Raw genomic sequence first — 26384 nt, forward strand, 5'->3', positions numbered from 1 at the left:
TGGCTGAGACGGCCGACCTTCATGTGCTCTATGCATCATGACAGGTCGGTCGCTGGTTTTCAAACAAAATCTTGTAGTTGATTTATTCTAGTATAGGCAATCTAGTAACAGAAGCGATTTTAAGTTCTATCTAATTTTCATTCCCCTATAAAAAGGAACAGTGATTTTACATATCATTGTTCTAGTTCCTACCAAATGGCTTAGTTTTCCTTTCTCAACCTTAGAAAACTGCTGCGACTTCCTTTGTTTTCTCTAGCCCTGATGGAATGATTTCTGATGCACAATCAGGATATTCGTTATGCCCCTCAAATTACCAGTTCTTCTGCCAGTGTATCCATAAATCCGGACAAACCGATTTTATTGGTTTGACAGCAACTCCGTAACAAAAAAGCAAAAGTAGCATTTTATGCTTTCTATGTACCTTCTACAGGTGTTATTTCCATAGAACTCCAGATTTCTAGAAATCTCTGTTTCTAAACGATATCTGATTTATTTGACGAATTTACTTGAAAAGTATATTCTAACTTTAGCAAAATAAAGTATCACAAAGGAGCTCCTATGCCAGCGGAAAAAAGATTAAACGAATGCATAGTTACCTACAAAGATCAAGAAACAGAAGCATTGTATGTCCTTCTTGATCATGGTGGTGTTTTTGAAGAACAGTCTGATAACGTATTCAAAGCGACGACTGGACGTCTTTATGTACACTGTGTCAAATCAGATTTCAAACTTTATCCTTCCGATGAACAACCTGCTTATGTGCGGGTTATAACAGAATAAAATAGATAACAGCAAATGAGGTATGGATATTTTCATGCCTCTTTTTTATGTTTGGAGTTGTTATTGAATCCATTCTGATTCCTTCTCAAAATATGTGAATGAGGAACACAGAATCTATTATTTTTTTCTGATAATGCTTGTCCATCCACCACGATCAGTGAAACAAGTATCTTCTAATAAAAACGAATCGTGCCATTTAGAACAATCCAACGCTCATTGACTAAAATACTTCATTTGTTTCTTCACTTGTAGATTCAAAATCGTTTTGTCAATTGTTGTGAAGAAGCAATTTTTTCTTCAACAACTATAGCATGAGAGCTAGAAGATTGTTCTCTCTTTGGAAAATAGTTTTTTCTTATAACATTGTGAGCGAGAAAACCCACGGTTTAAACCGAGGATTTCCTCGCTCACAATGATATAATAGAAATGCACTTGAGGAAATCAAACATACTCGATGCATTAGGAGAGAAAATGAGTAAGATTACACGTGGCAATTTGGATATGGAAGGGAAAATGGTTGTTGTTTTCAACAATGAACCTGACAAAGAAATCAACTGCCATGTCGTGAAAATGACTGATGGAGAATATACGATTAGTCAAGATAAAAAACATATTACTATCTTCTCAGCGAGACATTTTCTTTGGAACACGGATTTCATTACTTTTTCTTCCAATGATCCGTGTTCACCCGTCACTATCAGTAGCAAGTAACCCTAATGTGCCAAGTAGCCATGCTATTTGGCACATCAATTTTATGAAAATATGCAGCTCTCTAATCTTACTAAACTTACGTTGGTCTTTCCAACTGGAAAGTCATTTCAACATCCGTTGCAAGGGCGATAAGAAAGAAATAACGGAACATTGTTTGGTACAAGTAGAAAATGGTGAGTATACAGTAAGTGCTGATCGTAGAACCATTCCAGTGTACTCCGCGCCTACTTTTGCGCATTGAAAACGTGATGCCGTAAAAAACGGCACAACCTATAGTGTTTCGAATGGGACAAAATTTCCAGTTACGATCACCATCCTTGAGCTCTTGCATGGTGACTACTGATAAAATATCATTGTCTCTTGATAAATAGTTCCTAATAGTGCCAGATAGCGGTTGCTATCTGGCACATAAGAAGCTGTTCTCCACTCGTGAGAAAACAGCTTTTTTAATTTAAACTAATCTTGATTGAATTAAAATAATAAAGCAGCATCATATTCGGCACCGAACTGCACAGTCACATTCAAGTGTGCAACTATCAAGCACTTAAGGCAGCTTCTGTTGGATCTAAACATTGGTCCATGAAGGGAAGTACCATCACAGTCATAGGCGGAGAACTGCAGATTACAGAACTGAACAACGAGAAGCCAAGGGTAGAGGCTAACCGCTCCATCCATCCAAGCAGTAAGTATTCTGCGATTGTTGTGAAGAAGTAATTTTATCTTCACTTAATATGCAGGACAGTTTTTCTGGTCCTGCATCCACAATAAACATACAAAAAAGCTGTTCTCCCAGAAGGGAAAACAGCTTTTCCTAATCAAAAAAATTATTTTTCGATTACTGTAACAGCACCAGCGCCAACAGTACGTCCACCTTCACGGATGGTGAAACGAGTTCCGTCTTCAATAGCGATAGGAGCAATCAATTCTACTTCCATCTCTACGTTATCACCAGGCATACACATTTCGGTACCTTCTGGAAGTTGGATAACACCAGTTACGTCCGTTGTACGGAAATAGAACTGTGGACGGTAGCTGGAGAAGAAAGGAGTATGACGTCCACCTTCTTCTTTGGAAAGAACATAAACTTGTGCTTTAAATTTGGTATGTGGTTTCACACTACCTGGTTTTGCAAGTACTTGTCCACGTTGGATATCTTTACGCTCAACCCCACGAAGAAGGGCACCGATGTTGTCACCAGCTTGAGCGGAATCAAGAAGACGACGGAACATTTCTACACCAGTTACAACTGTTTTACGAGTATCAGTGATACCAATAACCTCTACTTCTTCCCCAACTTTTACAGCACCGCTCTCTACACGACCTGTAGCAACAGTACCACGACCAGTAATGGTGAATACATCCTCAACTGGCATCAAGAAAGGTTTGTCAGTGTCACGAACTGGTTCTGGAACATAAGCATCAACAGCTGCCATCAATTCCAAAATTTTGTCAGCCCATTCTCCACCAGCTGGATTTTCAAGAGCTTTCAAAGCAGAACCAGCGATTACTGGGATATCGTCGCCAGGGAATTCGTATTCATCAAGAAGTTCACGAACTTCCATTTCAACTAATTCCAATAGCTCTTCATCATCAACCATATCAACTTTGTTCAAGAAAACAACGATGTGAGATACACCTACTTGGCGAGAAAGCAAGATGTGTTCACGGGTTTGTGGCATAGGACCATCAGCAGCAGATACTACCAAGATAGCTCCGTCCATTTGCGCAGCACCGGTGATCATGTTTTTCACATAGTCAGCGTGTCCTGGGCAGTCAACGTGTGCATAGTGACGGTTGTCTGTTTCGTACTCTACGTGTGCAGTAGAGATAGTGATACCACGTTCTTTTTCTTCTGGAGCTTTGTCAATTTGGTCATAAGCAGTAGCAGTAGCGCCACCTTTTTGTGCCAAAACAGTAGTGATTGCAGCGGTAAGAGTAGTTTTACCATGGTCAACGTGACCGATTGTACCAACGTTTACGTGTGGTTTTGTACGTTCAAACTTGGCTTTAGCCATTTTGGAATCCTCCTTAAAATAGAAGAGTAATTTTTTTAATTGAAATTTTTATTTGTATAGGAAGCTAATAGAGAAATACTCTACTAGATTCTTTTAGAGTGAAAACCAGTTTGTTTACTTAATTAGCAGAAGCTTTTTTGATAATTTCTTCAGCTACACTCTTAGGAACTTCTTCAAAGTGGTCGAACTGCATGGAGAATACTCCACGGCCTTGGGTACGAGAACGTAGGTTAGTTGCGTACCCAAACATTTCGGCTAGGGGAACCATTGCACGAACAACTTGTGCCCCACCGCGAGCTTCCATACCTTCTACACGGCCACGACGGGAGCTAGCATCACCCATCACGTCACCCATGTATTCTTCTGGTACGGTTACTTCCACTCTCATGATTGGCTCTAAAATTACAGGGTTACATTTGCTTTTTGCAGCTTTTAGTGACATGGAACCAGCAATTTTAAATGCCATTTCGGAAGAGTCCACATCGTGGTATGAACCATCGACAAGTGTTGCACGAACGTCTACCAATTGGTAGCCGGCGAGAACGCCATTTAGCATGGATTCTTCAATACCTTTTTGTACTGCTGGGATATATTCTTTTGGAACAACCCCACCAACAATTTTGTTAACGAATTCGAATCCAGTGCCTTCAGGTAATGGTTCGTATTCGACCCAAACGTGACCAAATTGCCCTTTACCACCAGACTGACGAATAAACTTACCTTCGACTCTTGCAGATGAACGGAATGTCTCTTTGAATGCTACTTGTGGTGCACCCACATTTGCTTCAACACGGAATTCCTCTTTCAAACGGTCTACGATGATCTCTAGGTGAAGTTCACCCATACCAGCAATGATCGTTTGACCAGTGTCTTCGTCGGTATGTGTACGGAAAGTAGGATCTTCTTCAGCTAATTTTGCAAGAGCTACACCCATTTTATCTTGGTCTGCTTTTGTTTTTGGTTCAATCGCAACCTCGATAACAGGTTCTGGGAAAGTCATCGATTCAAGAATGATCTCATTCTTCTCATCAGACAAGGTATCCCCAGTAGTCGTAACTTTTAGTCCAACTGCTGCAGCAATATCTCCTGCATATACCGTTCCGATCTCTTCACGGGTATTCGCGTGCATCTGCAAGATACGGCCAATACGTTCCCGTTTCCCTTTTGTTGTGTTTTGTACATAGGAACCGGAATCAAGAGAACCAGAGTATACACGGAAGAAAGTCAACTTCCCAACAAATGGATCTGTTGCGATTTTAAATGCCAATGCAGAGAAAGGCTCTTCGTCACTGGAATGACGTACAGCTTCTGTACCATCTGGAAGTTCCCCTTGAATAGCTGGAACATCAAGTGGAGATGGCAAGTAAGCAACTACTGCATCAAGGAGCGGTTGTACTCCTTTGTTTTTATAAGAAGAACCACAGAGAACTGGTGTGATTTGTACTTCACAAGTGCCTTTACGAAGTGCAGCATGGATCTCTTCCTCTGTTACTTCTTCACCTTCTAGATATTTTTCCATCAAATCGTCATCAAGCTCAGCGACAGCATCGAGTAGATTAGTACGATACTCTTCTGCTAGCTCTTTGTACTCTTCAGGAATTTCTCTAGCTTCAGAAGTAGTGCCCAAATCATCCGTATAAATGATTGCTTTCATCGTAATCAAATCAATCATACCTTGGAAGGTATCTTCTGAACCAATTGGTAGCTGAATCGGAACTGCATTCGCAGATAGACGGTCTTTCATCTGCTGCACAGAACCTAGAAAATCAGCACCGATAATATCCATTTTGTTGATATAAGCGATACGCGGTACATTATAACGATCCGCTTGGCGCCAAACTGTTTCTGATTGAGGTTCTACTCCGCCTTTTGCATCGAAAACCCCAACTGCTCCATCCAATACACGAAGGGAACGCTCAACTTCTACGGTAAAATCAACGTGTCCTGGAGTGTCAATAATGTTGATTCGATGCCCTTTCCACTGTGCTGTAGTAGCAGCGGAAGTAATCGTAATCCCACGTTCTTGTTCTTGTTTCATCCAGTCCATGGTTGCTGCACCTTCGTGCACTTCACCAATCTTGTGAACACGGCCTGTATAAAACAATACACGTTCCGTTGTTGTTGTTTTACCTGCATCAATGTGAGCCATGATGCCGATATTTCGTGTATTTTTTAAGGAGAATTCACGTGCCATGAAAAACTTCTCCCTTCATATGCCTAAAATAGTGTACTGTCCAAGGGAAACTTGGAGCAGGGATTACCAACGATAATGCGCGAACGCACGGTTCGCTTCTGCCATACGGTGTGTATCTTCTTTCTTCTTCACAGCAGAACCGTTGTTATTTGCAGCATCTAAAATCTCATTCGCTAGACGTTCCTGCATTGTCTTCTCACTGCGAAGACGTGCATAAGAAACTAACCAGCGAAGACCAAGACTTGTACGACGCTCAGGTTTTACTTCGATCGGTACTTGATAGTTTGCACCACCAACACGACGTGCTTTTACTTCCAATACAGGCATTACGTTTTTCAAAGCTTGTTCAAAAACTTCCATTGGATCGTTTCCAGAACGATCTTTGATCAGCGTAAATGCATCATACAAGATGCGTTGTGCCTTCCCTTTCTCTCCATCGTACATGAGACGATTGATAAGACGGGTTACAAGTTTACTATTGTAAATTGGATCTGGTAATGCATCACGACGTTCTACAGGACCTTTACGTGGCATTGGATTCCCCTCCTTTTCTCTATAGATGTGGTAAATTATCTTAAAGGATTATTTCTTTTTCGCACGTTTTGTACCATATTTGGAACGACCTTGTCCACGATTTTGTACACCAGCGGTATCAAGTGCTCCACGAACGATATGATAACGTACCCCAGGTAGGTCTTTTACTCTTCCACCACGAACCAAAACAACGGAGTGTTCTTGTAAGTTGTGGCCGATTCCAGGGATGTAAGCAGTAACCTCAATCCCATTACTCAAGCGAACACGCGCATATTTACGCAATGCAGAGTTAGGTTTTTTTGGTGTCATTGTACCTACACGAGTACAAACTCCACGTTTTTGAGGTGAACTTTGCGGTGTGCTCTCCTTGCGAAAACTATTAAAGCTCACTTGCAATGCAGGAGATTTGGATTTTACAATCTTGCTTTTACGACCTTTACGGACTAACTGATTGATTGTTGGCATTCATTTGCACCCCCTTGATGTATAGTCATTTAAAACAACAGATCCAGGTGGATCATATTTAGCGAAAAAAATAGAGTAACTATAAAAACAAAATATCGCATATAGTCGACATCAATACGATAAAGGTTCTGATAGTCAGCTTCTAATCTTTCAAAATGGCCACAACTGCTGTTCCGACTTGGATGCCACTTGCCTTGCCAAGTTCTATCATGGAAGAAACATATGTATATGCTACATTTTTCTCTTCACAAGCTACTTGTATAGGATGAGTGACTGATAGATCAGCGTCTTGCGCCATTACAACAAGTAAAGCCTGTTGTCGATCAATCGCTTTTTTCGATTGTTTGGTACCAATCACTAGCTGCTTTGCTTGTTTCACTTTTTCATAAGACATGAGTAAGCCCCTCCAAAGTGATACTCATACAAGCACAGGAGAAATATTACCATCATGACATACAAATGTCAAGAAGATATTTAGACAACTACTCAATTTATATCCTGGCACGGTTTATGGTACAATTTATATATCAATCGTACATTCCGAAGGGAACTACAATGTCCGCTCGCACCATCGAACTGTTCGGGCTCACCCTTCCGATCGAATACCGGAACAATTCGAGGGAATTCGACTTCAAGAGTGGTGAATTCGTGATCCTCACCAAGGAGCAGCTCGACGAGGTCATCAAGTCCGGGAAGTGGAAGAACTTCGAGCTCCCGAGGGGTGTTGGTATCGCCGCCGAAACGGAGATCGCACGGCTTCCGATCATCGCTTCGCAATCCCGATGGTTCAAGCACAAGGTCGCCGATCTGATCAATAAGCGTGCGTTCGATGCCTTCTACTCCGACATGGGGCGGCAGGACAAGCACATCCTATACGTCGAGCTTCAGGCGGGGGACTCCTTTCCGGAGCCCCCTTCAGAGGCACAGGAGATCTTCACGTATGGCACCGATCCCCTCACGGGGAAGGCCATGCGTGCCTCCTACTCGACGATCGGCAACTTGCCCCACAGGAAGTTCAAAACGTTTGTCATCTCGTATCAGCTCGTGAACATGATGGACCAGCCCGACGAGGAGCTACGGCGCGACCTCCATGGCACGTATGCCCGCATGAACTTCGAACGCTGGGTCGAGAAGAAGACGCAGTAACTGTACGACTGTATCTCCTATGTTAGCAATATTAACGTAGGAGTGATACCCTCTGGTACTGGATTCTCTAACAAGAGATGGAGTCTAGTCACCAGAGGGTGTCGTGCATTTCACGATAATATTATCATCACTCCTCTTTCCCCACTTTCCCTTCTCCACACATAAAAAAAAAGACAGAGGCTTTTACGCCCCTGCCAGTATCAATCTATCAAAACTGTTTCTTTCTCATCCACTTCTTCTGCAACTTCATTCGCAAGCTGTACATCTAGTGTACGGTAGCGATTCATACCAGTACCTGCTGGCACGAGCTTCCCAATGATAACATTTTCTTTCAAACCTAGCAGTCTGTCTACTTTTCCTTTGATTGCGGCATCGGTTAAAACCCGAGTCGTTTCTTGGAAAGACGCAGCAGATAAGAAAGATTCTGTTTCTAGTGAAGCTTTGGTGATACCTAGAAGTACTGGTCTTGCTACTGCTGGTTCCCCACCAGCTAACAACGTTTTTAAGTTGGAAGCTTCATAATCATGGATGTCTGTTACTGAACCAGGTAGTAGATCCGTAGTACCAGCATCAGTAATACGTACTTTACGCATCATTTGTCTGATCATCACTTCTACGTGTTTATCGTTAATTTCTACCCCTTGCAGGCGGTAAACTTTTTGTACTTCTTGTAAAATGTAAGCTTGAACACCTTGGACACCTTTGATTCGAAGCAATTCTTTTGGATCAATGGAACCTTCTGTGAGAACATCTCCTGACGAAACCTCGTCTCCTTCCACCACTTTTAAACGTGATCCGTAAGGAATGGTATGCGTTTTGCTCTCCACTTCACCTTCGATCTCCACTTCCCGGCGATCTTTTACTTCACGAATTTCGACTACTTTACCATCGATTTCCGCTACGATCGCTTGCCCTTTTGGATTACGCGCCTCAAAGAGCTCTTGGATACGAGGTAGACCTTGGGTAATATCATCTCCAGCAACCCCTCCAGTATGGAAAGTACGCATGGTCAACTGAGTTCCAGGTTCTCCGATGGATTGAGCAGCGATAATACCGACAGCTTCTCCGATTTCAACAGGAGTACCGAGTGCTAAGTTACGTCCATAACATTTTTTACAAACGCCATGTTTGGTACGGCAAGAAAGCACAGATCGAATAACTACTGTCTCAATGCCTGCTTCCATGATTTCCGTTGCGGTCTCTTCATCAATCAACTCATTGGGTTGGATGATAATATGATCTGTATCTGGATGGCGAACCGTTTGGTAACTAACACGACCAACAATGCGATCGTACAAATCTTCGATGATCTCATTGCCATCATGAATTCTTTTCACCAATAGTCCTTTGTCTGTTCCACAATCATCTTCACGAACGATAACATCTTGCGCAACGTCAACCAGTCGTCGGGTTAGATAACCAGAGTCAGCAGTACGCAGAGCAGTATCCGCCAAACCTTTCCGTGCACCGTGGGTAGAAATAAAGTACTCCAATACGGTCAAACCTTCACGGAAGTTGGTACGAATCGGCTGCTCAATAATTTTACCTGCAGGGTTAGCCATCAGACCCCTCATACCAGCTAACTGAGTAATCTGAGAAACGTTACCCCGCGCCCCAGAAAATGCCATCATATAAATCGGGTTGTATCTACCCATATTCCCCATCAATACTTCTGTGATGCGATCTTTCGTTTTACTCCAAATGGATATAACTCGCTCATATCGCTCATCATCGGTGATCAATCCCCGACGATATTGCTTCATCACTGTTTTTACTTGTTCTTCCGCTTCTGCCAATATATCTTTTTTCGCTTCTGGAACCATAACGTCTGATACAGACATGGTGATACCAGCTTTGGTGGAATAAGAATATCCAAGTGCTTTCACACGGTCTAAGATAACGGAAGTCATCATCGTCCCAAAACGACGGAAACATTCTGCAATAATCGCACCTAAATCTTTTTTCGTAAGTGCACCTGGTTCATCCAATGTTTTGATAAACTCAGGAATATTTGCTCCTTTGTCATAAATGAAGTATTTCTCAGGAGTAGCAGTAAAGTTCTTTTTACCAGGTTCATTGATGTATGGGAAGTTCTCTGGCAAGATCTCATTAAATATCAACTTACCAGGTGTCGTTACAAGCAAAGATGACTGCTGTTGTTCTGTAAAGGTAGTTTTATTCAGCGATTTTACCGGAATAGCAATCCGTGTATGCAAAGTAACATAGCCATGATGATATGCACTGATCGCCTCTGCTGTAGAGTAAAATACACTGCCTTCTCCTTTTTCTGCCGTTTTTTGGATCGTGAGATAATAGCAACCTAATACCATATCTTGAGAAGGAGTAACAACAGGTTTTCCATCTTTTGGGTTCAAAATGTTTTGTGCTGCTAACATTAACAATCTTGCTTCTGCTTGTGCTTCGGCAGACAATGGGACGTGAACCGCCATTTGGTCTCCGTCAAAGTCTGCATTATAAGCAGTACAAACAAGTGGATGTAGGCGAATTGCTCTGCCTTCCACCAGGATCGGTTCAAAAGCCTGAATACCAAGACGGTGCAGCGTAGGTGCACGGTTTAAGAGTACAGGATGCTCTTTAATTACTTCTTCTAATACATCCCATACTTCTGGATGAATTCGCTCTACTTTTCGTTTTGCACTCTTAATGTTATGAGCCAATCCTTTTGCAACGAGCTCTTTCATCACAAATGGTTTGAATAATTCCAATGCCATCTCTTTTGGAAGACCGCACTGATACATTTTTAAATTCGGGCCTACAACAATAACCGAACGACCGGAGTAGTCAACCCGTTTTCCCAAAAGATTTTGGCGGAATCGTCCTTGTTTTCCTTTTAGCATGTGAGATAAAGACTTCAATGGTCTGTTTCCAGGTCCTGTTACAGGGCGACCGCGGCGGCCATTATCGATGAGTGCATCGACTGCCTCTTGAAGCATACGTTTTTCGTTCTGAACGATGATATCAGGAGCACCCAAATCCAAAAGTCTTTTTAGACGGTTATTACGGTTTATCACTCGACGATACAAATCGTTTAAGTCAGAAGTAGCAAAACGACCACCATCCAATTGAACCATTGGACGAATTTCAGGAGGAATAACCGGAAGAACATCCATGATCATCCAATCTGGACTATTCCCTGAAGAACGAAAAGCTTCCAATACTTCCAATCGTTTCACAGCACGGTTGCGACGCTGACCTTGAGCAGTCACCAACTCTTCTTTCAGTTGATCTACTTCTTTGTCGAGGTCAATAGAAGCTAAGAGGCGCTTAATTGCCTCTGCTCCCATCATTGCAACAAAACCATTTCCATATTTCTCTCGATAACTACGAAATTCTTTTTCCGATAACAGTTGTTTCTTTTCAAGTGGAGTAGCTCCAGCTTCTACTACAACATAAGAAGCAAAATAGATTACTTCTTCTAGTGAACGTGGAGACATATCCAAAACCAAACCCATGCGGCTTGGAATTCCTTTAAAATACCAAATGTGCGAAACAGGGGCAGCCAGTTCGATATGTCCCATGCGTTCTCTACGCACTTTCGCACGTGTAACTTCTACACCGCACCGATCACAAACAACACCTTTGTAGCGGACACGTTTGTACTTTCCGCAATGACATTCCCAGTCTTTTTGCGGACCAAAAATTTTCTCACAGAACAATCCTTCTTTTTCCGGTTTTAAGGTTCTGTAGTTAATTGTTTCTGGTTTTTTTACTTCCCCACGAGACCAAGAACGGATCTTTTCAGGAGAGGCTAAACCTATTTTCATATATTCGAAGTTATTCACATCGAGCATCGTGCCATTCCTCCCTTAGGATTCCATGGTAGAGCGTGTTTCTTGCTCATCCAGTTCAAAACCAAGTCGCTCACTAGATGGTTCATCTTCATCATCTAGTTCCCGCATTTCGATCTCTTCTTCATTTTCAGCCAAAATTTTAACATCCATTCCAAGGCTCTGCAGTTCTTTAATTAATACTTTAAAGGACTCTGGAACACCAGGTTCTGGAACATTTTCACCTTTGACAATCGATTCATATGTTTTGACACGGCCTACCACATCATCCGATTTCACCGTTAGTATTTCTTGCAGGGTGTATGCAGCGCCATAAGCTTCTAGTGCCCATACCTCCATCTCACCAAATCGCTGTCCACCAAATTGTGCTTTTCCGCCAAGTGGTTGTTGCGTAACAAGTGAGTAAGGGCCAGTAGAGCGAGCATGAATTTTATCATCAACCATGTGTGCTAATTTAATCATGTACATCACACCAACAGTAACACGGTTTTCCATCGGTTCACCTGTGCGTCCATCATGCAGTACAAATTTCCCATCAGCATCTAATCCAGCTTCAACCAATGTCTCGAAAACATCACTTTCATGAGCTCCATCAAATACTGGCGTTGCTATATGCAAGCCGAGTGTCTTGGCTGCCATACCTAAGTGGACTTCGAGTACCTGTCCAATATTCATACGTGATGGAACCCCTAGCGGATTTAATACAACTTGTACTGGTGTACCATCTGGTAAGAATGGCATGTCTTCCTCAGGCATAATCCGGGCGATAACCCCTTTGTTACCATGACGACCAGCCATTTTATCCCCTTCAGAAATTTTTCTTTTCTGAGCGATGTATACACGAACCAATTGATTTACACCAGGTGGCAGCTCATCACCATTTTCTCTTGTAAAGACCTTTACATCGACGATAATACCGTCTTGACCATGTGGAACACGTAGAGATGTATCTCTTACTTCACGAGCTTTTTCACCGAAAATAGCATGCAAAAGGCGCTCTTCTGCTGTTAGTTCTGTAACACCTTTTGGTGTTACTTTTCCAACAAGGATATCACCGGCTTTGATTTCAGCACCCACTCGAATAATTCCTCGTTCGTCTAGGTTTTTCAAAGCTTCTTCCCCAACATTAGGAATATCTCTGGTGATCTCTTCTGGACCGAGTTTTGTATCTCTTGCTTCTGATTCATGTTTTTCAATATGAATCGAAGTATAAACATCTTCTTTTACTAGTTTTTCACTCAATAGAATTGCATCTTCGTAGTTATAACCTTCCCAAGTCATAAAGGCAACAACTACGTTTCTTCCAAGTGCCATTTCGCCTTGTTCTGTAGATGGGCCATCCGCAAGTGTATCGCCAACCGCTACACGATCTCCTGCTTTTACAACAGGTCGTTGATTAATAGATGTTCCTTGATTGGAGCGAACAAATTTACTCAGACGATAACGGTCTAAATCACCTCTTACAACACGACCATCTACTTCCGCTTCATGACGAACTAATATTTCATCTGCAGTAACTCTTTCTACTATCCCAGCTCGACGAGCTAATATCATGACACCAGAGTCACGAGCTGCTTTATACTCCATTCCAGTGCCAATGAATGGCGATTCTGGTTTTAAGAGTGGAACAGCCTGACGCTGCATGTTTGATCCCATTAATGCCCGGTTAGAGTCATCATTCTCCAAGAAAGGAATACAAGCAGTAGCTACCGAGACAACTTGTTTTGGTGATACATCCATATAGTCTACTCGGTCTTTCGGAACAGCAATAGTTTCATCACGATAACGAACAGTAACAGAATCTTGCAGGAAGTTCCCTTCCTCATCGATCTGTGCATTTGCCTGTGCTACATAGTAGTTATCCTCTTCATCCGCAGTCAAATAATCAATATGATTGGTGACTCGTCCTGTCTCAGGATCTACTCTGCGATAAGGTGTTTCGATGAAACCAAAGTTATTAATTCGTGCATAAGAAGATAGAGAGTTGATCAAACCGATGTTTGGACCCTCAGGTGTTTCAATAGGACACATACGCCCATAGTGAGAATGGTGAACGTCACGAACTTCCATTCCTGCGCGTTCCCGGGTAAGTCCTCCAGGACCAAGTGCCGATAACCTACGCTTATGTGTCAATTCAGCTAATGGGTTTGTCTGATCCATAAACTGTGACAACTGGCTACTTCCAAAAAACTCTTTGATGGATGCAATTACAGGACGAATATTGATCAATGCTTGTGGTGTAATTGCGTTCGCATCTTGAATAGACATTCTTTCTTTTACTACACGTTCCATACGTGAAAGCCCAATGCGGAACTGGTTTTGTAAAAGTTCTCCTACAGATCGGAGGCGACGATTTCCTAAGTGATCGATATCATCTGTCAATCCGATGCCATGCAGTAGATTAATAAAGTAGTTGATAGAAGCTATGATATCAGCTGGAGTGATATGTTTGATCTCTTGATCAACTTCTGCATTGGAAATAACTTTGATTATTTGATCATCGTTTTTTGCGGAATGGATATGAACAGATTGCAAGCGAACCAAACCTTCTGTTGCTTTTGGTTCCATTTGAACTCCACCACGAACGGTATATTCTTGAATACCAAACGGTGCTTCTCCAACCAAATATGGAATAACTTTATCAAGGAGACGACGTTCGAGTACTTGTCCTGCTTCTGCTAATATTTCACCCGTCTCACTATCAACGATTGGCTCTGCTAGTTTTTGATTGAGCAGTCGATTTTTAATATGTAGCTTTTTGTTCATTTTGTATCGACCAACGTTTGCCAAGTCGTAGCGTTTTGGGTCAAAAAAGCGAGTATATAAAAGATCTCGAGCATTTTCCGCAGTTGGCGGCTCGCCTGGGCGTAAGCGCTCATATATTTCAATTAAAGCTTTTTCCGTATTTCCTGTATTGTCTTTATCAAGAGTGTTTCGAATGTATTCATCTTCACCCAAAAGATCAATAATTTCCGCATCAGAACTATACCCTAGGGCGCGCAAAAGAACCGTGACAGGTATCTTTCTGGTACGGTCAATCCGAACATAAATAATATCCTTCGCATCCGTTTCAAGTTCCAACCATGCACCACGATTTGGAATTACTGTGGCAGTATATGTTGGTTTCCCATTCTTGTCTAATTTCGTGCTATAATACACACTAGGTGAACGAACTAACTGACTGACAATAACACGTTCGGCACCATTATAAATAAAAGTACCTGTTTCCGTCATTAGAGGAAAGTCACCCATAAATACTTCCTGCTCTTTTACTTCTCCTGTCTCTTTGTTGATAAGACGGACTTTTACTCGTAATGGAGCAGCATAAGTAACTTGGTGGTCTTTTGATTCCTCCAAGTTATACTTTGGTTCGCCTAATTTATAATCGATAAATTCCAAAACCAAATTTCCAGTAAAATCTTCAATTGGAGAAATATCTTGGAACATCTCACGTAAACCTTCTGCTAGAAACCAGTCATAAGACTGTTGTTGAATTTCTATCAGATTTGGTAAATCTAGTATTTCATTGATTCGAGCGTAACTTCTGCGTTGACGCCGACCGTACTGGACAAGTTTACCTAGCAAAATGAGCTCCCCCCTCATACCCTATCCAAGAGAACCAAAAAGAAAATGGGTAAAAAAATTACCACAACAATACCTAAAGAAAACCTATTAAACTATCTTTGCCGAAAAACTGGGAAAATAAACCAACACAAAATTGTTTAACGTTTTAAAAGGATTTCTGCAAGTTATAACACTAGCACAAGCAATGAGACGTGTCAATTATTTTTTTTAAATAAATCGTGCCAATATAGATATGTCTTCCATATACCAAAGATGAAATATATATAAATTCTAACGAGCAACGAAAATACAATAACCTTTTTTTTGTGTTACTTGCTCAACAGATGAATACAATCTACTCAATTCTGCCTTTGCTGTAGCTGCACCCTGTTGTTTTCGAATCACAATCCACAGTGAACCTGTTTCTGAAAGATGGTTTTTTGATGCTGCAAATAGTTGAAAGATAAACTCTTTACCTACGCGGATTGGCGGATTACAAAGAATAGCATCAAACTTCCGTCCTTCTAATTGCTCAAATCCATCACTTGCTTTAATTTCCACTTGTGACCCCACATGGTTCCTAACTGCATTTTCCTGTGCTAGTTTAGTAGCTCTCTCATTAATATCCACCATTGTTACATACAGCGATGAACTGGCTTTTGCTAATGCTATTCCTACGGGACCATAGCCACAACCTAAATCCAATAAACATTTCACAGGAGAAAGGTCTACCGTTTCGATCAATAACCTACTCCCAAAATCGATTCCTTTTTTGGAAAAAACACCAGCGTCTGTCTGAAAAAATAATTGATTTCCACGCAGCTCAGCTTCAATCCGTCTATCTTCATGTCTTGACTCTGGTTTTGCAGAGTAGTAGTGATTCGACAAGGCTTACCCCCCTTAATAGGAAAACGGACCCGCCTTAACCTTTGGCGAGTCCAATTTATTATTTTACTTCTACACTAGCGCCAGCAGCTTCCAATTCTTCTTTGAGCTTGTCAGCTTCTTCTTTGGATACTCCTTCTTTAACTGGGGATGGAGCACCGTCTACAAGAGCTTTTGCTTCTTTCAATCCAAGGCCAGTGATTCCACGAACTGCTTTAATTACTCCAACTTTGGAAGAACCAGCACTTGCAAGGATTACATCGAATTCAGTTTTCTCAGCAGCGCCTTCACCTGCGCCACCGCCGCCACCTTGTACAACTGGTGCAGCTGCAGTTACTCCAAATTCTTCTTCAATTGCTTTTACCAATTCGTTTAATTCCAGAACGGTCATATTTTTTACCGCTTCTAAGATTTGTTCGTTAGACATGGTAGAACCTCCAATAAAATTATTATATTTTTTTTGACTTGCAAAGGTTAAATTATTCAGCAGCAGAAGCTTCAGGCTGCTCTTTTTGTTCTGCAACAGCTTTTACAACGTAAGCCAAGTTGCGAACTGGAGCTTGTAGTACAGATAAAAGCATGGAGAGCAAACCTTCACGTGATGGAAGAGATGCGATCTCTTTTACTTTGTCAGATCCAACAACTTCGCCTTCCACAATCGCGCCTTTGATTTCAAGGTTTTTATGTTCTTTCGCAAAGTTATGAAGAACCTTTGCTGGAGCAACTACATCCTCTTTACTGAATGCAATAGCAGTAGGACCAGTAAGGAATTGATCCATTTCAGTAAGTCCTACTTCACCAGTTGCACGGCGTACCAATGTATTTTTCAATACTTGGTATTCCACACCAGCTTCACGCAATTGTTTACGCAGTTCTGTTACTTCGGCAACAGAAAGCCCACGATAATCAGTAACAACTGTACTCACACTGGAGCTGAGCTTTTCTTTCACTTCTGTTACTACTTGTTGCTTTTTTTCAAGTACTTTGGACATGCCTTACACCTCCTTGGGTGGTGTTAAAATCTCAAAATGTGTAGACTCGTGAAAACGTAGAAAAAAGCCTTCGTAGACAGACGAAGGCCAGTGGCTTTCACCTCGGTAGGAAATTAAGCACTTATGTGCACCTACTGTCTACGGTCGATAGATGAATTAACATCATATTCAATTTAGGAAAAACTTACTATTAACGAGCGTTTAATGCTGTAGCACTTATTTGTACACCAGGCCCCATTGTTGAGGAAACACTGATATTTTTCATATAAGTACCTTTTGATGCTGCTGGTTTTGCTTTAGTAAGTGCATCAGATAGTGCTTGCAAGTTATCGGAAAGTTGTTCTGTAGAAAAAGATACTTTTCCAATAGCAGCGTGGATATTCCCAGCTTTATCTGCACGATATTCAATCTTACCAGCTTTGATCTCATTAACAGCTTTTTCTACTTCAAAAGTAACAGTACCTGTTTTTGGGTTAGGCATGAGACCTTTTGGTCCAAGAATTCGTCCGAGACGGCCAACTTGACCCATCATGTCAGGGGTTGCAACAACGACATCGAATTCAAGCCATCCTTGTTGAACTTTACCAACTAGTTCTTCATCACCAACAAAATCAGCTCCAGCAGCCTCTGCTTCTTTTGCTTTTTCCCCTTTTGCAAACACAAGTACACGTTTGGTTTTTCCTGTTCCGTGAGGTAAAACCACTGCGCCTCTCACTTGCTGATCCGCTTTTTTGGTGTCAATTCCAAGACGGAATGCAGCTTCTACTGTTTCATCAAACTTAGCAGTAGAAATTGATTTTACCAGTTCCAAAGCTTCAACTGGCTCATAAACTTTTTCACGATCAACTTTTTGGATCGCTTCTTGATATTTTTTACCATGTTTTGCCACTTTTCTTACCTCCCTATGTGGTGATAGCGGAAAATCCTCCCACCAGACTAATGAAATGCGGCTAGATCATTAGTCTTTTATTACAATACCCATACTGCGTGCAGTACCTTCAACCATACGCATTGCTGCTTCCACATCTGCTGCATTTAAATCAGGCATTTTAGTTTCAGCGATCTCACGAACTTTGTCACGAGAAAGAGTAGCTACTTTATTCCGGTTAGGTTCACCAGAACCTGAATCAATGCCCGCAGCTTTTTTCAACAGCACTGCAGCTGGTGGAGTTTTGGTCACAAAAGTAAAAGAACGATCTTCATAAACGGTAATCACTACAGGAATGATTAAACCAGCTTGTTCAGAAGTACGTGCATTAAACTCTTTACAAAAGCCCATAATGTTCACACCAGCTTGACCTAGAGCAGGTCCAACAGGTGGCGCTGGATTCGCTTTACCAGCTGGGATTTGTAGCTTGACCACTTTAATGACTTTTTTGGCCATGCTTCTTACCTCCTTCAAATGTGGTAGCCCCACCTCAAATCACTTGAGGTCCTAGGGTCGCGGGTTTCACCCTCCCACGGTAACAACAAACCGATCAGGCAAACATTTATTAAAATAACACATAATCGGCAAAAAGGGAAGTTTTTTGGACGCTAAAGTTTTTCCACCTGTCCGAAATCTAATTCTACAGGTGTTTCCCTACCAAACATATCGACTAAAACTTTCAGTTTTTCGCGATCTGCATCAATACCTTCAATCTCACCGACTAAATTTTCAAATGGCCCTTCGATTACTTTCACACTTTCGCCAAGTGTAAAATCAACGACAGTCTGAACTTCTTCGACTCCCATTTGCTCTAGAATCGTTTGGACTTCATCAGGCAAGAGAGGAGTTGGTTTGGAGCCAGCACCAGCAGAACCGACAAAGCCAGTTACACCCGGAGTATTGCGAACAACATACCACGAGTCATCTGTCATTATCATTTCCACAAGTACATAACCTGGGAAAACTTTACGCATGACAGTTTTCTTTTTGCCATCTTTGTGTTCGATTTCTTCTTCCATCGGCACCATGACACGAAAAATCTTATCTTGCATCCCCATGGAGTCCAATCGCTTCTCCAAGTTTGTCTTTACTTTGTTTTCATAACCGGAATAGGTGTGCACCACATACCAATTTTTTTCCATTACAATCAGGGAAAAAAGCCCCTGTCCCCCCTTATGACGTCCATCTTACTTCTTAGTGATCAATTGAACTAACTGTGCGATTCCCATATCTACGAGGAAGAAAAAGATGGTAAGGATTACAACAGCGACAATCACAACAGTCGTATATTTGACCATCTCTTTTCGAGTTGGCCACTTCACTTTTTTAAACTCTTGATAACTAGAACGAAAGAAGCCAGTTGTACCGCTGAAACTTCTTTTTATTCCACGTCCAATACTTGTGAGTACAGCCATCTATCTTCCCACCCCAATTTACTTCGTTTCCCGATGTAGCGTATGTGAGTTGCAACGGGGGCAATACTTGCGAAGCTCCATCCGATCTGGATGTTTCCGTTTGTTTTTGGTTAGCGCATAGTTGCGTTCACGACAATCCGTGCATGCAAGCGTAACATTGACTCGCATTTTTGCACCTCCTCTTGAAGTCTAAACTAGCAATCCTTGAAACTACTACCAACTTTAAAAATGGTAGATTCCTGCGAACACCAGTCTTGGCAAGCCGTTCTATCACAAACTCTTCCCATAGTTCCCGCGGTAAAAATAAAGTACCTCTCGGATGTGCTCCCTACTTTCGCTCCATTTTCGCAATTTAGGTGAGCCAAAGAGAGCTACTGATGTTCTTAATATAATAGAAAATACCCAAATTAGGTTAACATAATAGCGGTCTTAGGTCAAATTAATGTCAGGTTAGGTTAAAATTTTTCTTCGATTTTCTGAAACCGTTTACCAAAAAAACAAGGAGACGAATGCTTATATGCCTTTGTCTCCGTTTTCATGATTCATGTTCATTATTTTCGAAGGTTGACACTCCATACAGCTAAAACCATTGAAGCATTGAAACGAGAGTTGAATTCGACTCCATTTCTAAGTTTCCAAGTTATTCCTATGAATCTACGATCCTCACTGTACGGAACAGTCATGACAAGTTGATTTTCTGCATCTCAAACCATCCAAAAATTGTAAGTGCTGATAGTTTAGCAGCAGGGTATGTCTGTAAAATGTTGAATTGATGTAAGACTGAACTCATCTTGTAATGAATATACGCAATGTTATAAAAATTGTTTCTTATCTAGCAAAAGGAATTTGTCCCTTTTTGTCGAATCTGTAAATTGATAGATAACATTTTTTAAAGAGAAATTTCTTCAATATCTAAATACTTCTCTAATTTGCGTTTCACTCGTTGCAAAGCATTATCAATTGACTTCACATGACGATTGAGATCGACAGCAATCTCTTGATAAGACCGACCATCTAAATATAGCATGAGCACTTTTCGCTCTAAATCGCTTAAAATTTGGGAAATTTTATCTTCGATGTCGTTATGCTCTTCTCGATTTATATATATTTCCTCTGGATTGGTACGCCCGCCTGTCAATGTATCATAGAGTGTCCGATCAGAGTCATCGTGACTTGGCTTGTCCAGTGATACATAAGAATTAAGCGGTATATGCTTTTGTCTTGTTGCCGTTTTGATCGCGGTAATGATTTGTCTTGTAATACAAAGTTCTGCAAACGCTTTAAAAGAAGCTAACTTGTCCCCCCGAAAATCGCGGATAGCTTTATATAAGCCAATCATGCCCTCTTGGACGATATCCTCGTGGTCTGCACCAATTAAAAAGTACGACCGGGCTTTTGCTCTAACGAAGTTTTTGTACTTATGAATAAGATACTCTAGAGCTTCCTGGTCTCCTACACGTATATCTCTAACTAGTTCCTCATCATCTAACTGATGGTAAAGGACTTTCCTATCCAAATCCCTGGGACTGCTAGATAGTAGGTCAATGCTCAAAATATTTCCCCCTGACCAAGTCGCATTTCAAAATGGCAAGTCTTATTATATTGAATTGAAACAAAAACGTCAATTTTTCATCTATTTTTTTCTGCGCAATTTCTCTAATTTATGTCTAAGTGATTCAGGAATACTTTCCCAAAGAGGGTTTTTTGCTGTTTTTGGAATTTGTTTCTGTTTGAGATGACTAGTGATCGTTTTCTTCGAAAGATTTAACTGATCAATAAATTCTCTGGCAGATATTCGGTAAGCACCTTGTCCAAAAATCATTCGCTGCTCCAAAAAATCCGAGGTAGCGACATAAATATGACGCTTTTCCGCTTTATATTTTCGAACAAAATGCTCAATCCAAGCATCTGCAGTCTCTTCTTTTTCGGTAAAAACAACTTTGATTCTTTTCTCACGATCTTTTATACGAAACCCTTGCATTCGATAAGCATCAAAAATAACAAAAACTTTCATCCCTGAAACTGCTTGATACTCAATTAAGTCGTGAATTAATTCATCTCGTGCAATTTCTATTTCATCAGAATAATTTGGATTTGCTCGAATAATGTTATAGCCATCGATTACCAGCCATTCCTCCATTGCTAATTACCTTGTATCTTTCGGCTTTGCAATACTTGATACAGCATAATCCCAGTTGCAACCGATGCATTTAAGGAAGAGACTTGTCCTTTCATTGGTAAACGAACGAGAAAATCACATTTTTTCTTTAATTGGAGACTGACTCCTTGTCCCTCATTACCAATGATTAAAGCAATCGGCATATCATAGTTTATGGTGTCATATGTTTGTTTCGCATCGCCATCTGTACCAATCAGCCAAATACCTTGTTCTTTCAGTAACTCTGCCGTACGGTTGATATTGGTCACTTTGGCAACCGGCACATATTCAATTGCTCCTGCTGAAGTTTTTGCGACTGTGGCTGTTAAACCGACAGCTCTGCGTTTTGGAATAATAACACCATGAGCTCCAGCCGCATCAGCAGTGCGTATTACGCTTCCTAAATTATGAGGATCAACGATTCCGTCGAGTACCAGCAAAAATGGCTGTTCTCTTTTTTTCTTGGCACGGGAAAGTATATCTTCCACAGAAGCATATTGATAGCTACTCACCTGAGCAGCGATACCTTGATGATTTTTTTGCTCTGCGATCTGATCAATTTTTCCTCGAGGAACAAAAGAATAAGGAACTTTCTGTTCCTCTAACTTTCGAATCAAATCTTCGAGTTGTTTTTTCTTCATCCCTTCAGAAAACCATACCTTTTCCATATCCCTTCCCGCAGAAGAAGCTTCTAAAACAGCATGTTTACCAAAAATCCAATCCGCCATTATTTTCCAATCCCCTTTTCAAATGGTCCTAGCTCTATTAACATCTTCATAATTTGCTTTAGTCGTTTTGTTTCTCCCATTAGATAGAGATAACCGATTAGAGCTTCTAATCCTGTCCCATGGCGGTATTGTATCACATCTGTTCGTCTGGAAATGCTAGTAGTCTTTGCATTTCTCCCCCGTTTGTAAACAGCGACTTCTTCCTCAGTTAGTTGATTTTGGATCGATTGTACTGCATGTGCTTGAGCAGCAGCTGATACATACTTTACGGAGAGTTGCTGTAGTCTCCGTGGTCTGATTTCTCCTGAAGCGATTAAATGATACCGTACAAATAGTTCCTGTACGGCATCACCCACATATGCCAAAGTCAAAGCCGGCAACTCTTTTGGGTTTCGCTGTAAATCAGTTAACGTCCCAAATAAATCAAGTTGGTTCATTTTTTCTTCCACCTAACACCTTGAGGTGTGTCCTCTAACACAATACCTGCTTGTAAAAGTTGTTCACGAATTTCATCTGCACGCCCGAAGTTTCTCTCTTTACGTGCATTTTGGCGCTCCTCAATCAAACTTTCAATCTCGCTTTCCAATCCATGCTGTCCATCCATATCCACTAATCCGAGAATGTTCTCTCCGTAAGTCGTAAACCAAGATAACAGGGAGAGAATGGATTCTCTGCTCAAAACAGGCTTTGCTAACCATTCGTTGGCTGCTCGAACAGCCTCAAACAAAACCGTAATACCATTTGCAGAATTAAAATCATCATTCATTTCTTTCGCAAATTGGGTTGACAATTGTTCTAACTGAGTTGTCAATTCCGTTGGAACTTCCCCTGTCAGTGATGTTTGAAAGCGATGCTGTAGATTATCAACTGCAGTCTGCAACCGCTCGATACTCTGTGCAGCTTGATCTATTACATCTTCAGTGAAGTTGATAGGATTTCGATAGTGTGCAGATAACAAAAAATAACGAATCGCTTTAGGTGAGTACATCTTGCGCATATCAAACACACGCATAACATTCCCTAATGATTTAGACATTTTTTCATTGTCCATATTGATAAAACCATTGTGCATCCAGTATCGAACAAATGGCTTACCGTTCCACGCTTCACTTTGGGCAATTTCATTTTCATGGTGAGGGAAGCATAAATCTACTCCCCCAGCATGGATATCGATAGTTTCTCCTAAATATTCTTTAGCCATAACAGAACATTCAATATGCCATCCTGGACGTCCTTTACCCCAAGGTGTATCCCAGCTTATCTCTCCATCTTTAGCACGTTTCCACAATGCAAAATCAAAGGGATGCTCTTTGCTTTCGTTCACTTCAACACGAGCTCCAGATTGCAAATCATCTACGGATTGATGCGAGAGTTTTCCATACCCATCCTGACGAAGTGTACGAAAATATACATCCCCATCAACCTCATAAGCCATTCCTTTCTCGATTAAAGTTTGAATCGCCCCAATCATTTGATCGATATGCTCTGTTGCCCTTGGATGCATATCTGCACGACGAACACCTAATGCATCCATATCAGCAAAATATGCTTGTGTGTATTCTTGTGCAATCTGTGCCACTGTTTTACCTGTTTCGATCGACGCTTTGATCAACTTATCGTCCACATCCGTAAAATTTTGAACATAAGTTACTTTGTAGCCCAAATGTGTTAGATATCTTCTCACCACATCAAAAAAAACAAATACCCGTGCATTCCCAATGTGAATATAATTGTAAACAGTTGGACCGCACACATACATCGATACCGACTGATCTTCTGTTGTAAAAATTTCTTTCTCTCTACTCAATGTGTTGTAAACTTTGACTGTCATCTGTTGGTTTGCCCCCCGTATGTCTCTTTAAACCTTCCACTTCTTTTCTCAGTTCATCTATCTCTGCTTGAATCGCACGGAACATTTCAGCTACTGGATCCGGAATATTAACATGATCCATATCTGCTTGCACCCTAATTCCATCTTGGACAACAACGCGCCCCGGTACTCCTACAACAGTAGAATTTGCTGGTACATCACGTAACACTACAGAACCCGCTCCGATTTTAGCGCAACGTCCGATACGAATAGAACCTAATATCTTTGCTCCTGATGAAACCATTACATGATCTTCTAATGTAGGATGTCTCTTTCCCTTTTCTTTTCCTGTACCACCTAAAGTAACTCCTTGAAAAATCGTGACATAGTCACCGATTTCGCAAGTTTCGCCAATCACCACTCCCATTCCATGATCGATAAAAACACCTTTCCCAATGGAAGCGCCCGGATGAATCTCGATCCCTGTAAAGAAACGACTTATTTGCGAAACCATTCTTGCCAGTAAAAATGCTTTATGACGATATAAGAAATGAGCAATTCGATGAGACCAAAGTGCATGAATACCCGAATAAGTAAGAATGATTTCTAATGTAGTTCTCGCAGCAGGATCTCGATCAAATACTGCTTGGATATCAGCTTGGATATTTCGTTTGTAATTTCTCCATTTACTGAGAATTGACAAAATAACCATTCCCTTCTCATAAATAAACCGCCCCTATAGCAATTGCTACAGAGACGGAAAAATCCGCGGTCCCACTCTGTTTGGAATAAACATCAGTCCCACTTATGAACTCATAACGGTAGTTAACCGGATTATCCTACTTTTTTCGGACAATCACTCCTAGGGGCACTTCAAGCAATCCACTTAAAGCTTCGCATCTACCAGCTTCTTTCTGAAAAGTGGACTCGCTTTACTTCTCCTAATCATCGTTTTCTCTTCATACTATTCTGTTGGAGCAAAATTTGTTTGTCAAGATTTCGTCAGAAAAGAAATATGTAAATCCGCTTGGACATATTCCTCTATTTATTTGGAACCAGAGAAACAACAGCCATTGCTGCAATACCTTCTTCTCTTCCAGTGAACCCAAGTTGTTCGGTAGTTGTTGCTTTGACATTTACTTGGTTTAAATCTGTATCTAGTAACTGAGCAATCTTCTCTACCATTTGGGGGATATAAGGTGCCATCTTTGGCTTTTGAGCAATTATCGTTGCATCCAAATTGCCTAAAGCATAACCTTTTTCACGAGCCAAACTCCAAACATCACTAAGGAGTACAGCACTATCAGCACCTTTGTATTTCATATCTGTATCTGGAAAGTGTTTGCCTATATCTCCCAATGCAAGAGCACCTAAAATCGCATCAGTGATGGTATGCAATAATACATCCGCATCTGAATGCCCAATCAGCCCTTGTTCATAAGGAATCGAAATTCCTCCTAATATCAAAGGGCCGGATCCCCCCAACTGATGTACATCAAATCCTTGTCCAAATCGAATCATGTTGTCTGTACGCTACCTTTCTGTCTCCTTGTTTTCGCTAAAATGGCTTCACCTATAAATATATCATCTGGTGTAGTAATTTTTATATTGGTGTACTCCCCTTCAACAATTCGAACAGGTATCTCCATCAACTCGACTAACATCGCATCATCTGTCGCAGTTATTTTTTTATCCAGGGCCTGTTCATGTGCTTTAAGCAACATATTTCGTTCCACCATTTGAGGAGTTAAAATACTCCAGAGCTGTTTTCGATCCAACGTTTTCTCCACCATACCGTCACGGTTCACTCGCTTAATAGTATCTTTCACAGGAACAGCGAGTGTTCCGGCTTGATATTTCCCTTTTACAGCAAAGATTAAACGATCAATTTCATGAGTTGTGACGAAAGCCCGAACAGCATCATGTACCATAACCCACTCTGTAGGAGTTGCCCGCACTCCAGCATATACACTATCTTGTCTTTCTTTGCCGCCGATTACAATCCGTTTGACTTTCTTCAAACCATACTGTTTCGTAAGTTTGTCCACTTGTTCAAAGCTTTCTTTGTTTGTTACCACAGTAATTTCACTGATGTGTGAATGTTGATCAAAAACTTCTAATGTATGTATGAGAATTGGTTTCCCGGACAACTCTAGCAATTGTTTGGGAGTAGTGCTATTCATTCGCTTGCCAATTCCTGCTGCTGGAATCACTACACCTATACTCACTTAGCTACTGCTCCTTTTTTTC

General features: G+C 41.1%; 28 protein-coding genes and 2 other annotated features. Of the genes, 4 read left to right on the forward strand and 24 right to left on the reverse strand.

The window, feature by feature from the left end; translation table 11 throughout:
• Nucleotides 1–558 precede the first annotated feature (558 nt).
• Both AC5WOC_RS18315 and AC5WOC_RS18320 read left to right on the forward strand, forming a co-directional pair.
• Entirely contained in the window at nt 559–780 is a 222-nt protein-coding gene (locus AC5WOC_RS18315; protein WP_496056863.1) for a hypothetical protein, read from the forward strand.
• Nucleotides 781–1251: 471 nt separating this feature from the next.
• Nucleotides 1252–1491, forward strand: coding sequence for a hypothetical protein (locus tag AC5WOC_RS18320; RefSeq protein ID WP_496056864.1), 240 nt, complete (start codon nt 1252–1254; stop codon nt 1489–1491).
• 76 nt (nt 1492–1567) lie between these two features.
• Here AC5WOC_RS18320 and AC5WOC_RS18325 read toward each other — a convergent pair whose 3' ends face one another.
• Complete coding sequence (locus AC5WOC_RS18325; protein ID WP_496056865.1) at nt 1568–1822, reverse strand: hypothetical protein; 255 nt, start codon at nt 1820–1822, stop codon at nt 1568–1570.
• A 248-nt stretch (nt 1823–2070) separates the two neighbouring features.
• Here AC5WOC_RS18325 and AC5WOC_RS18330 point away from each other — a divergent pair, with 248 nt between their 5' ends.
• Complete coding sequence (locus tag AC5WOC_RS18330) at nt 2071–2205, forward strand: hypothetical protein (protein ID WP_496056866.1); 135 nt, start codon at nt 2071–2073, stop codon at nt 2203–2205.
• 110 nt (nt 2206–2315) lie between these two features.
• Here the strand turns inward: AC5WOC_RS18330 and tuf are convergent, their stop codons facing one another.
• The 5 genes from tuf to AC5WOC_RS18355 all read right to left on the reverse strand — a co-directional run bounded on the left by tuf (nt 2316) and on the right by AC5WOC_RS18355 (nt 7093).
• Complete coding sequence (gene tuf, locus AC5WOC_RS18335; protein ID WP_496056867.1) at nt 2316–3506, reverse strand: elongation factor Tu; 1191 nt, start codon at nt 3504–3506, stop codon at nt 2316–2318.
• 118 nt (nt 3507–3624) lie between these two features.
• The gene (gene fusA / locus AC5WOC_RS18340) at nt 3625–5700 is read right to left on the reverse strand and encodes an elongation factor G (RefSeq protein WP_496056868.1); all 2076 of its coding nucleotides are present in this window, start codon (nt 5698–5700) and stop codon (nt 3625–3627) included.
• A gap of 63 nt (nt 5701–5763) precedes the next feature.
• Entirely contained in the window at nt 5764–6234 is a 471-nt protein-coding gene (rpsG, locus tag AC5WOC_RS18345; protein ID WP_496056869.1) for a 30S ribosomal protein S7, read from the reverse strand.
• A gap of 48 nt (nt 6235–6282) precedes the next feature.
• Complete coding sequence (rpsL, locus tag AC5WOC_RS18350; protein WP_496056870.1) at nt 6283–6699, reverse strand: 30S ribosomal protein S12; 417 nt, start codon at nt 6697–6699, stop codon at nt 6283–6285.
• Nucleotides 6700–6841: 142 nt separating this feature from the next.
• Nucleotides 6842–7093 carry a ribosomal L7Ae/L30e/S12e/Gadd45 family protein gene (locus AC5WOC_RS18355; RefSeq protein ID WP_496056871.1) on the reverse strand — a complete coding sequence of 84 codons (252 nt, stop codon included), beginning with the start codon at nt 7091–7093 and terminating at the stop codon, nt 6842–6844.
• A gap of 161 nt (nt 7094–7254) precedes the next feature.
• Between AC5WOC_RS18355 and AC5WOC_RS18360 the strand changes: the two genes are divergently transcribed.
• The gene (locus AC5WOC_RS18360; RefSeq protein WP_496056872.1) at nt 7255–7845 is read left to right on the forward strand and encodes a hypothetical protein; all 591 of its coding nucleotides are present in this window, start codon (nt 7255–7257) and stop codon (nt 7843–7845) included.
• Nucleotides 7846–8045: 200 nt separating this feature from the next.
• Here AC5WOC_RS18360 and rpoC read toward each other — a convergent pair whose 3' ends face one another.
• From rpoC to ispD, 18 genes are all read right to left on the reverse strand, one after another.
• Nucleotides 8046–11657: a DNA-directed RNA polymerase subunit beta' gene (gene rpoC / locus AC5WOC_RS18365; RefSeq protein ID WP_496056873.1), complete on the reverse strand. Its 3612-nt coding sequence runs from the start codon at nt 11655–11657 to the stop codon at nt 8046–8048.
• Nucleotides 11658–11672: 15 nt separating this feature from the next.
• A complete protein-coding gene (gene rpoB, locus AC5WOC_RS18370; protein ID WP_496056874.1) occupies nt 11673–15257 on the reverse strand; it encodes a DNA-directed RNA polymerase subunit beta in 3585 nt (1194 codons plus the stop codon).
• Between the two features lie 252 nt (nt 15258–15509).
• The gene (locus AC5WOC_RS18375) at nt 15510–16106 is read right to left on the reverse strand and encodes a class I SAM-dependent methyltransferase (RefSeq protein WP_496056875.1); all 597 of its coding nucleotides are present in this window, start codon (nt 16104–16106) and stop codon (nt 15510–15512) included.
• A gap of 58 nt (nt 16107–16164) precedes the next feature.
• Nucleotides 16165–16530, reverse strand: coding sequence for a 50S ribosomal protein L7/L12 (gene rplL, locus AC5WOC_RS18380; RefSeq protein ID WP_496056876.1), 366 nt, complete (start codon nt 16528–16530; stop codon nt 16165–16167).
• Nucleotides 16531–16582: 52 nt separating this feature from the next.
• Nucleotides 16583–17095, reverse strand: a complete 513-nt coding sequence (rplJ, locus tag AC5WOC_RS18385; RefSeq protein WP_496056877.1) for a 50S ribosomal protein L10 — start codon at nt 17093–17095, stop codon at nt 16583–16585.
• 51 nt (nt 17096–17146) lie between these two features.
• Nucleotides 17147–17257 (reverse strand) — a sequence feature (ribosomal protein L10 leader region).
• A gap of 28 nt (nt 17258–17285) precedes the next feature.
• Nucleotides 17286–17984 (reverse strand): 50S ribosomal protein L1, encoded by a 699-nt coding sequence (gene rplA / locus AC5WOC_RS18390; RefSeq protein ID WP_496056878.1) that lies wholly within the window; start codon nt 17982–17984, stop codon nt 17286–17288.
• 69 nt (nt 17985–18053) lie between these two features.
• Entirely contained in the window at nt 18054–18479 is a 426-nt protein-coding gene (gene rplK, locus AC5WOC_RS18395; protein ID WP_496056879.1) for a 50S ribosomal protein L11, read from the reverse strand.
• A 152-nt stretch (nt 18480–18631) separates the two neighbouring features.
• A complete protein-coding gene (gene nusG, locus AC5WOC_RS18400) occupies nt 18632–19165 on the reverse strand; it encodes a transcription termination/antitermination protein NusG (RefSeq protein WP_496056880.1) in 534 nt (177 codons plus the stop codon).
• A 45-nt stretch (nt 19166–19210) separates the two neighbouring features.
• Nucleotides 19211–19438 (reverse strand): preprotein translocase subunit SecE, encoded by a 228-nt coding sequence (gene secE, locus AC5WOC_RS18405; protein WP_496056881.1) that lies wholly within the window; start codon nt 19436–19438, stop codon nt 19211–19213.
• Nucleotides 19439–19456: 18 nt separating this feature from the next.
• Entirely contained in the window at nt 19457–19606 is a 150-nt protein-coding gene (gene rpmG, locus AC5WOC_RS18410; RefSeq protein WP_083964250.1) for a 50S ribosomal protein L33, read from the reverse strand.
• A gap of 721 nt (nt 19607–20327) precedes the next feature.
• A complete protein-coding gene (gene sigH, locus AC5WOC_RS18415) occupies nt 20328–20990 on the reverse strand; it encodes an RNA polymerase sporulation sigma factor SigH (RefSeq protein WP_496056882.1) in 663 nt (220 codons plus the stop codon).
• A gap of 81 nt (nt 20991–21071) precedes the next feature.
• Nucleotides 21072–21578, reverse strand: a complete 507-nt coding sequence (locus AC5WOC_RS18420) for an NYN domain-containing protein (RefSeq protein WP_496056883.1) — start codon at nt 21576–21578, stop codon at nt 21072–21074.
• A gap of 2 nt (nt 21579–21580) precedes the next feature.
• On the reverse strand, nt 21581–22324 hold the full coding sequence (gene rlmB / locus AC5WOC_RS18425; RefSeq protein ID WP_496056884.1) for a 23S rRNA (guanosine(2251)-2'-O)-methyltransferase RlmB: 744 nt from the start codon (nt 22322–22324) through the stop codon (nt 21581–21583).
• Complete coding sequence (locus AC5WOC_RS18430) at nt 22324–22761, reverse strand: Mini-ribonuclease 3 (protein ID WP_496056885.1); 438 nt, start codon at nt 22759–22761, stop codon at nt 22324–22326. The genes rlmB and AC5WOC_RS18430 overlap by 1 nt, the downstream gene beginning before the upstream one ends.
• Nucleotides 22758–24155: a cysteine--tRNA ligase gene (gene cysS, locus AC5WOC_RS18435; RefSeq protein WP_496056886.1), complete on the reverse strand. Its 1398-nt coding sequence runs from the start codon at nt 24153–24155 to the stop codon at nt 22758–22760. The genes AC5WOC_RS18430 and cysS overlap by 4 nt, the downstream gene beginning before the upstream one ends.
• Nucleotides 24124–24846 (reverse strand): serine O-acetyltransferase, encoded by a 723-nt coding sequence (gene cysE / locus AC5WOC_RS18440; RefSeq protein WP_496056887.1) that lies wholly within the window; start codon nt 24844–24846, stop codon nt 24124–24126. The genes cysS and cysE overlap by 32 nt, the downstream gene beginning before the upstream one ends.
• A gap of 37 nt (nt 24847–24883) precedes the next feature.
• Nucleotides 24884–25092 (reverse strand) — a binding site (T-box leader).
• An 83-nt stretch (nt 25093–25175) separates the two neighbouring features.
• Complete coding sequence (gene ispF, locus AC5WOC_RS18445; RefSeq protein ID WP_496056888.1) at nt 25176–25655, reverse strand: 2-C-methyl-D-erythritol 2,4-cyclodiphosphate synthase; 480 nt, start codon at nt 25653–25655, stop codon at nt 25176–25178.
• A complete protein-coding gene (ispD, locus tag AC5WOC_RS18450; protein WP_496056889.1) occupies nt 25652–26362 on the reverse strand; it encodes a 2-C-methyl-D-erythritol 4-phosphate cytidylyltransferase in 711 nt (236 codons plus the stop codon). The genes ispF and ispD overlap by 4 nt, the downstream gene beginning before the upstream one ends.
• Nucleotides 26363–26384 lie beyond the last annotated feature (22 nt).

The sequence above is a fragment of the Shimazuella sp. NTD247 genome, from assembly GCF_059510415.1.

What these genes read in the sequence shown, in the direction of transcription:
- rplL (WP_496056876.1), bottom strand. Translation starts at nt 16,530, where the DNA reads ATGTCTAACGAACAAATCTTAGAAGCGGTAAAAAATATGACCGTTCTG.
- cysE (WP_496056887.1), bottom strand. Translation starts at nt 24,846, where the DNA reads ATGGTTATTTTGTCAATTCTCAGTAAATGGAGAAATTACAAACGAAAT.
- AC5WOC_RS18360 (WP_496056872.1), top strand. Translation starts at nt 7,255, where the DNA reads ATGTCCGCTCGCACCATCGAACTGTTCGGGCTCACCCTTCCGATCGAA.
- rpoB (WP_496056874.1), bottom strand. Translation starts at nt 15,257, where the DNA reads ATGAGGGGGGAGCTCATTTTGCTAGGTAAACTTGTCCAGTACGGTCGG.
- AC5WOC_RS18320 (WP_496056864.1), top strand. Translation starts at nt 1,252, where the DNA reads ATGAGTAAGATTACACGTGGCAATTTGGATATGGAAGGGAAAATGGTT.
- AC5WOC_RS18325 (WP_496056865.1), bottom strand. Translation starts at nt 1,822, where the DNA reads ATGCAAGAGCTCAAGGATGGTGATCGTAACTGGAAATTTTGTCCCATT.
- rlmB (WP_496056884.1), bottom strand. Translation starts at nt 22,324, where the DNA reads ATGGCGGATTGGATTTTTGGTAAACATGCTGTTTTAGAAGCTTCTTCT.
- rpsL (WP_496056870.1), bottom strand. Translation starts at nt 6,699, where the DNA reads ATGCCAACAATCAATCAGTTAGTCCGTAAAGGTCGTAAAAGCAAGATT.
- rpmG (WP_083964250.1), bottom strand. Translation starts at nt 19,606, where the DNA reads ATGCGAGTCAATGTTACGCTTGCATGCACGGATTGTCGTGAACGCAAC.
- rplJ (WP_496056877.1), bottom strand. Translation starts at nt 17,095, where the DNA reads ATGTCCAAAGTACTTGAAAAAAAGCAACAAGTAGTAACAGAAGTGAAA.
- rpsG (WP_496056869.1), bottom strand. Translation starts at nt 6,234, where the DNA reads ATGCCACGTAAAGGTCCTGTAGAACGTCGTGATGCATTACCAGATCCA.
- AC5WOC_RS18355 (WP_496056871.1), bottom strand. Translation starts at nt 7,093, where the DNA reads ATGTCTTATGAAAAAGTGAAACAAGCAAAGCAGCTAGTGATTGGTACC.
- rpoC (WP_496056873.1), bottom strand. Translation starts at nt 11,657, where the DNA reads ATGCTCGATGTGAATAACTTCGAATATATGAAAATAGGTTTAGCCTCT.
- fusA (WP_496056868.1), bottom strand. Translation starts at nt 5,700, where the DNA reads ATGGCACGTGAATTCTCCTTAAAAAATACACGAAATATCGGCATCATG.
- rplK (WP_496056879.1), bottom strand. Translation starts at nt 18,479, where the DNA reads ATGGCCAAAAAAGTCATTAAAGTGGTCAAGCTACAAATCCCAGCTGGT.
- AC5WOC_RS18420 (WP_496056883.1), bottom strand. Translation starts at nt 21,578, where the DNA reads ATGGAGGAATGGCTGGTAATCGATGGCTATAACATTATTCGAGCAAAT.
- AC5WOC_RS18330 (WP_496056866.1), top strand. Translation starts at nt 2,071, where the DNA reads ATGAAGGGAAGTACCATCACAGTCATAGGCGGAGAACTGCAGATTACA.
- nusG (WP_496056880.1), bottom strand. Translation starts at nt 19,165, where the DNA reads ATGGAAAAAAATTGGTATGTGGTGCACACCTATTCCGGTTATGAAAAC.
- secE (WP_496056881.1), bottom strand. Translation starts at nt 19,438, where the DNA reads ATGGCTGTACTCACAAGTATTGGACGTGGAATAAAAAGAAGTTTCAGC.
- cysS (WP_496056886.1), bottom strand. Translation starts at nt 24,155, where the DNA reads ATGACAGTCAAAGTTTACAACACATTGAGTAGAGAGAAAGAAATTTTT.
- AC5WOC_RS18430 (WP_496056885.1), bottom strand. Translation starts at nt 22,761, where the DNA reads ATGAACCAACTTGATTTATTTGGGACGTTAACTGATTTACAGCGAAAC.
- ispF (WP_496056888.1), bottom strand. Translation starts at nt 25,655, where the DNA reads ATGATTCGATTTGGACAAGGATTTGATGTACATCAGTTGGGGGGATCC.
- AC5WOC_RS18315 (WP_496056863.1), top strand. Translation starts at nt 559, where the DNA reads ATGCCAGCGGAAAAAAGATTAAACGAATGCATAGTTACCTACAAAGAT.
- tuf (WP_496056867.1), bottom strand. Translation starts at nt 3,506, where the DNA reads ATGGCTAAAGCCAAGTTTGAACGTACAAAACCACACGTAAACGTTGGT.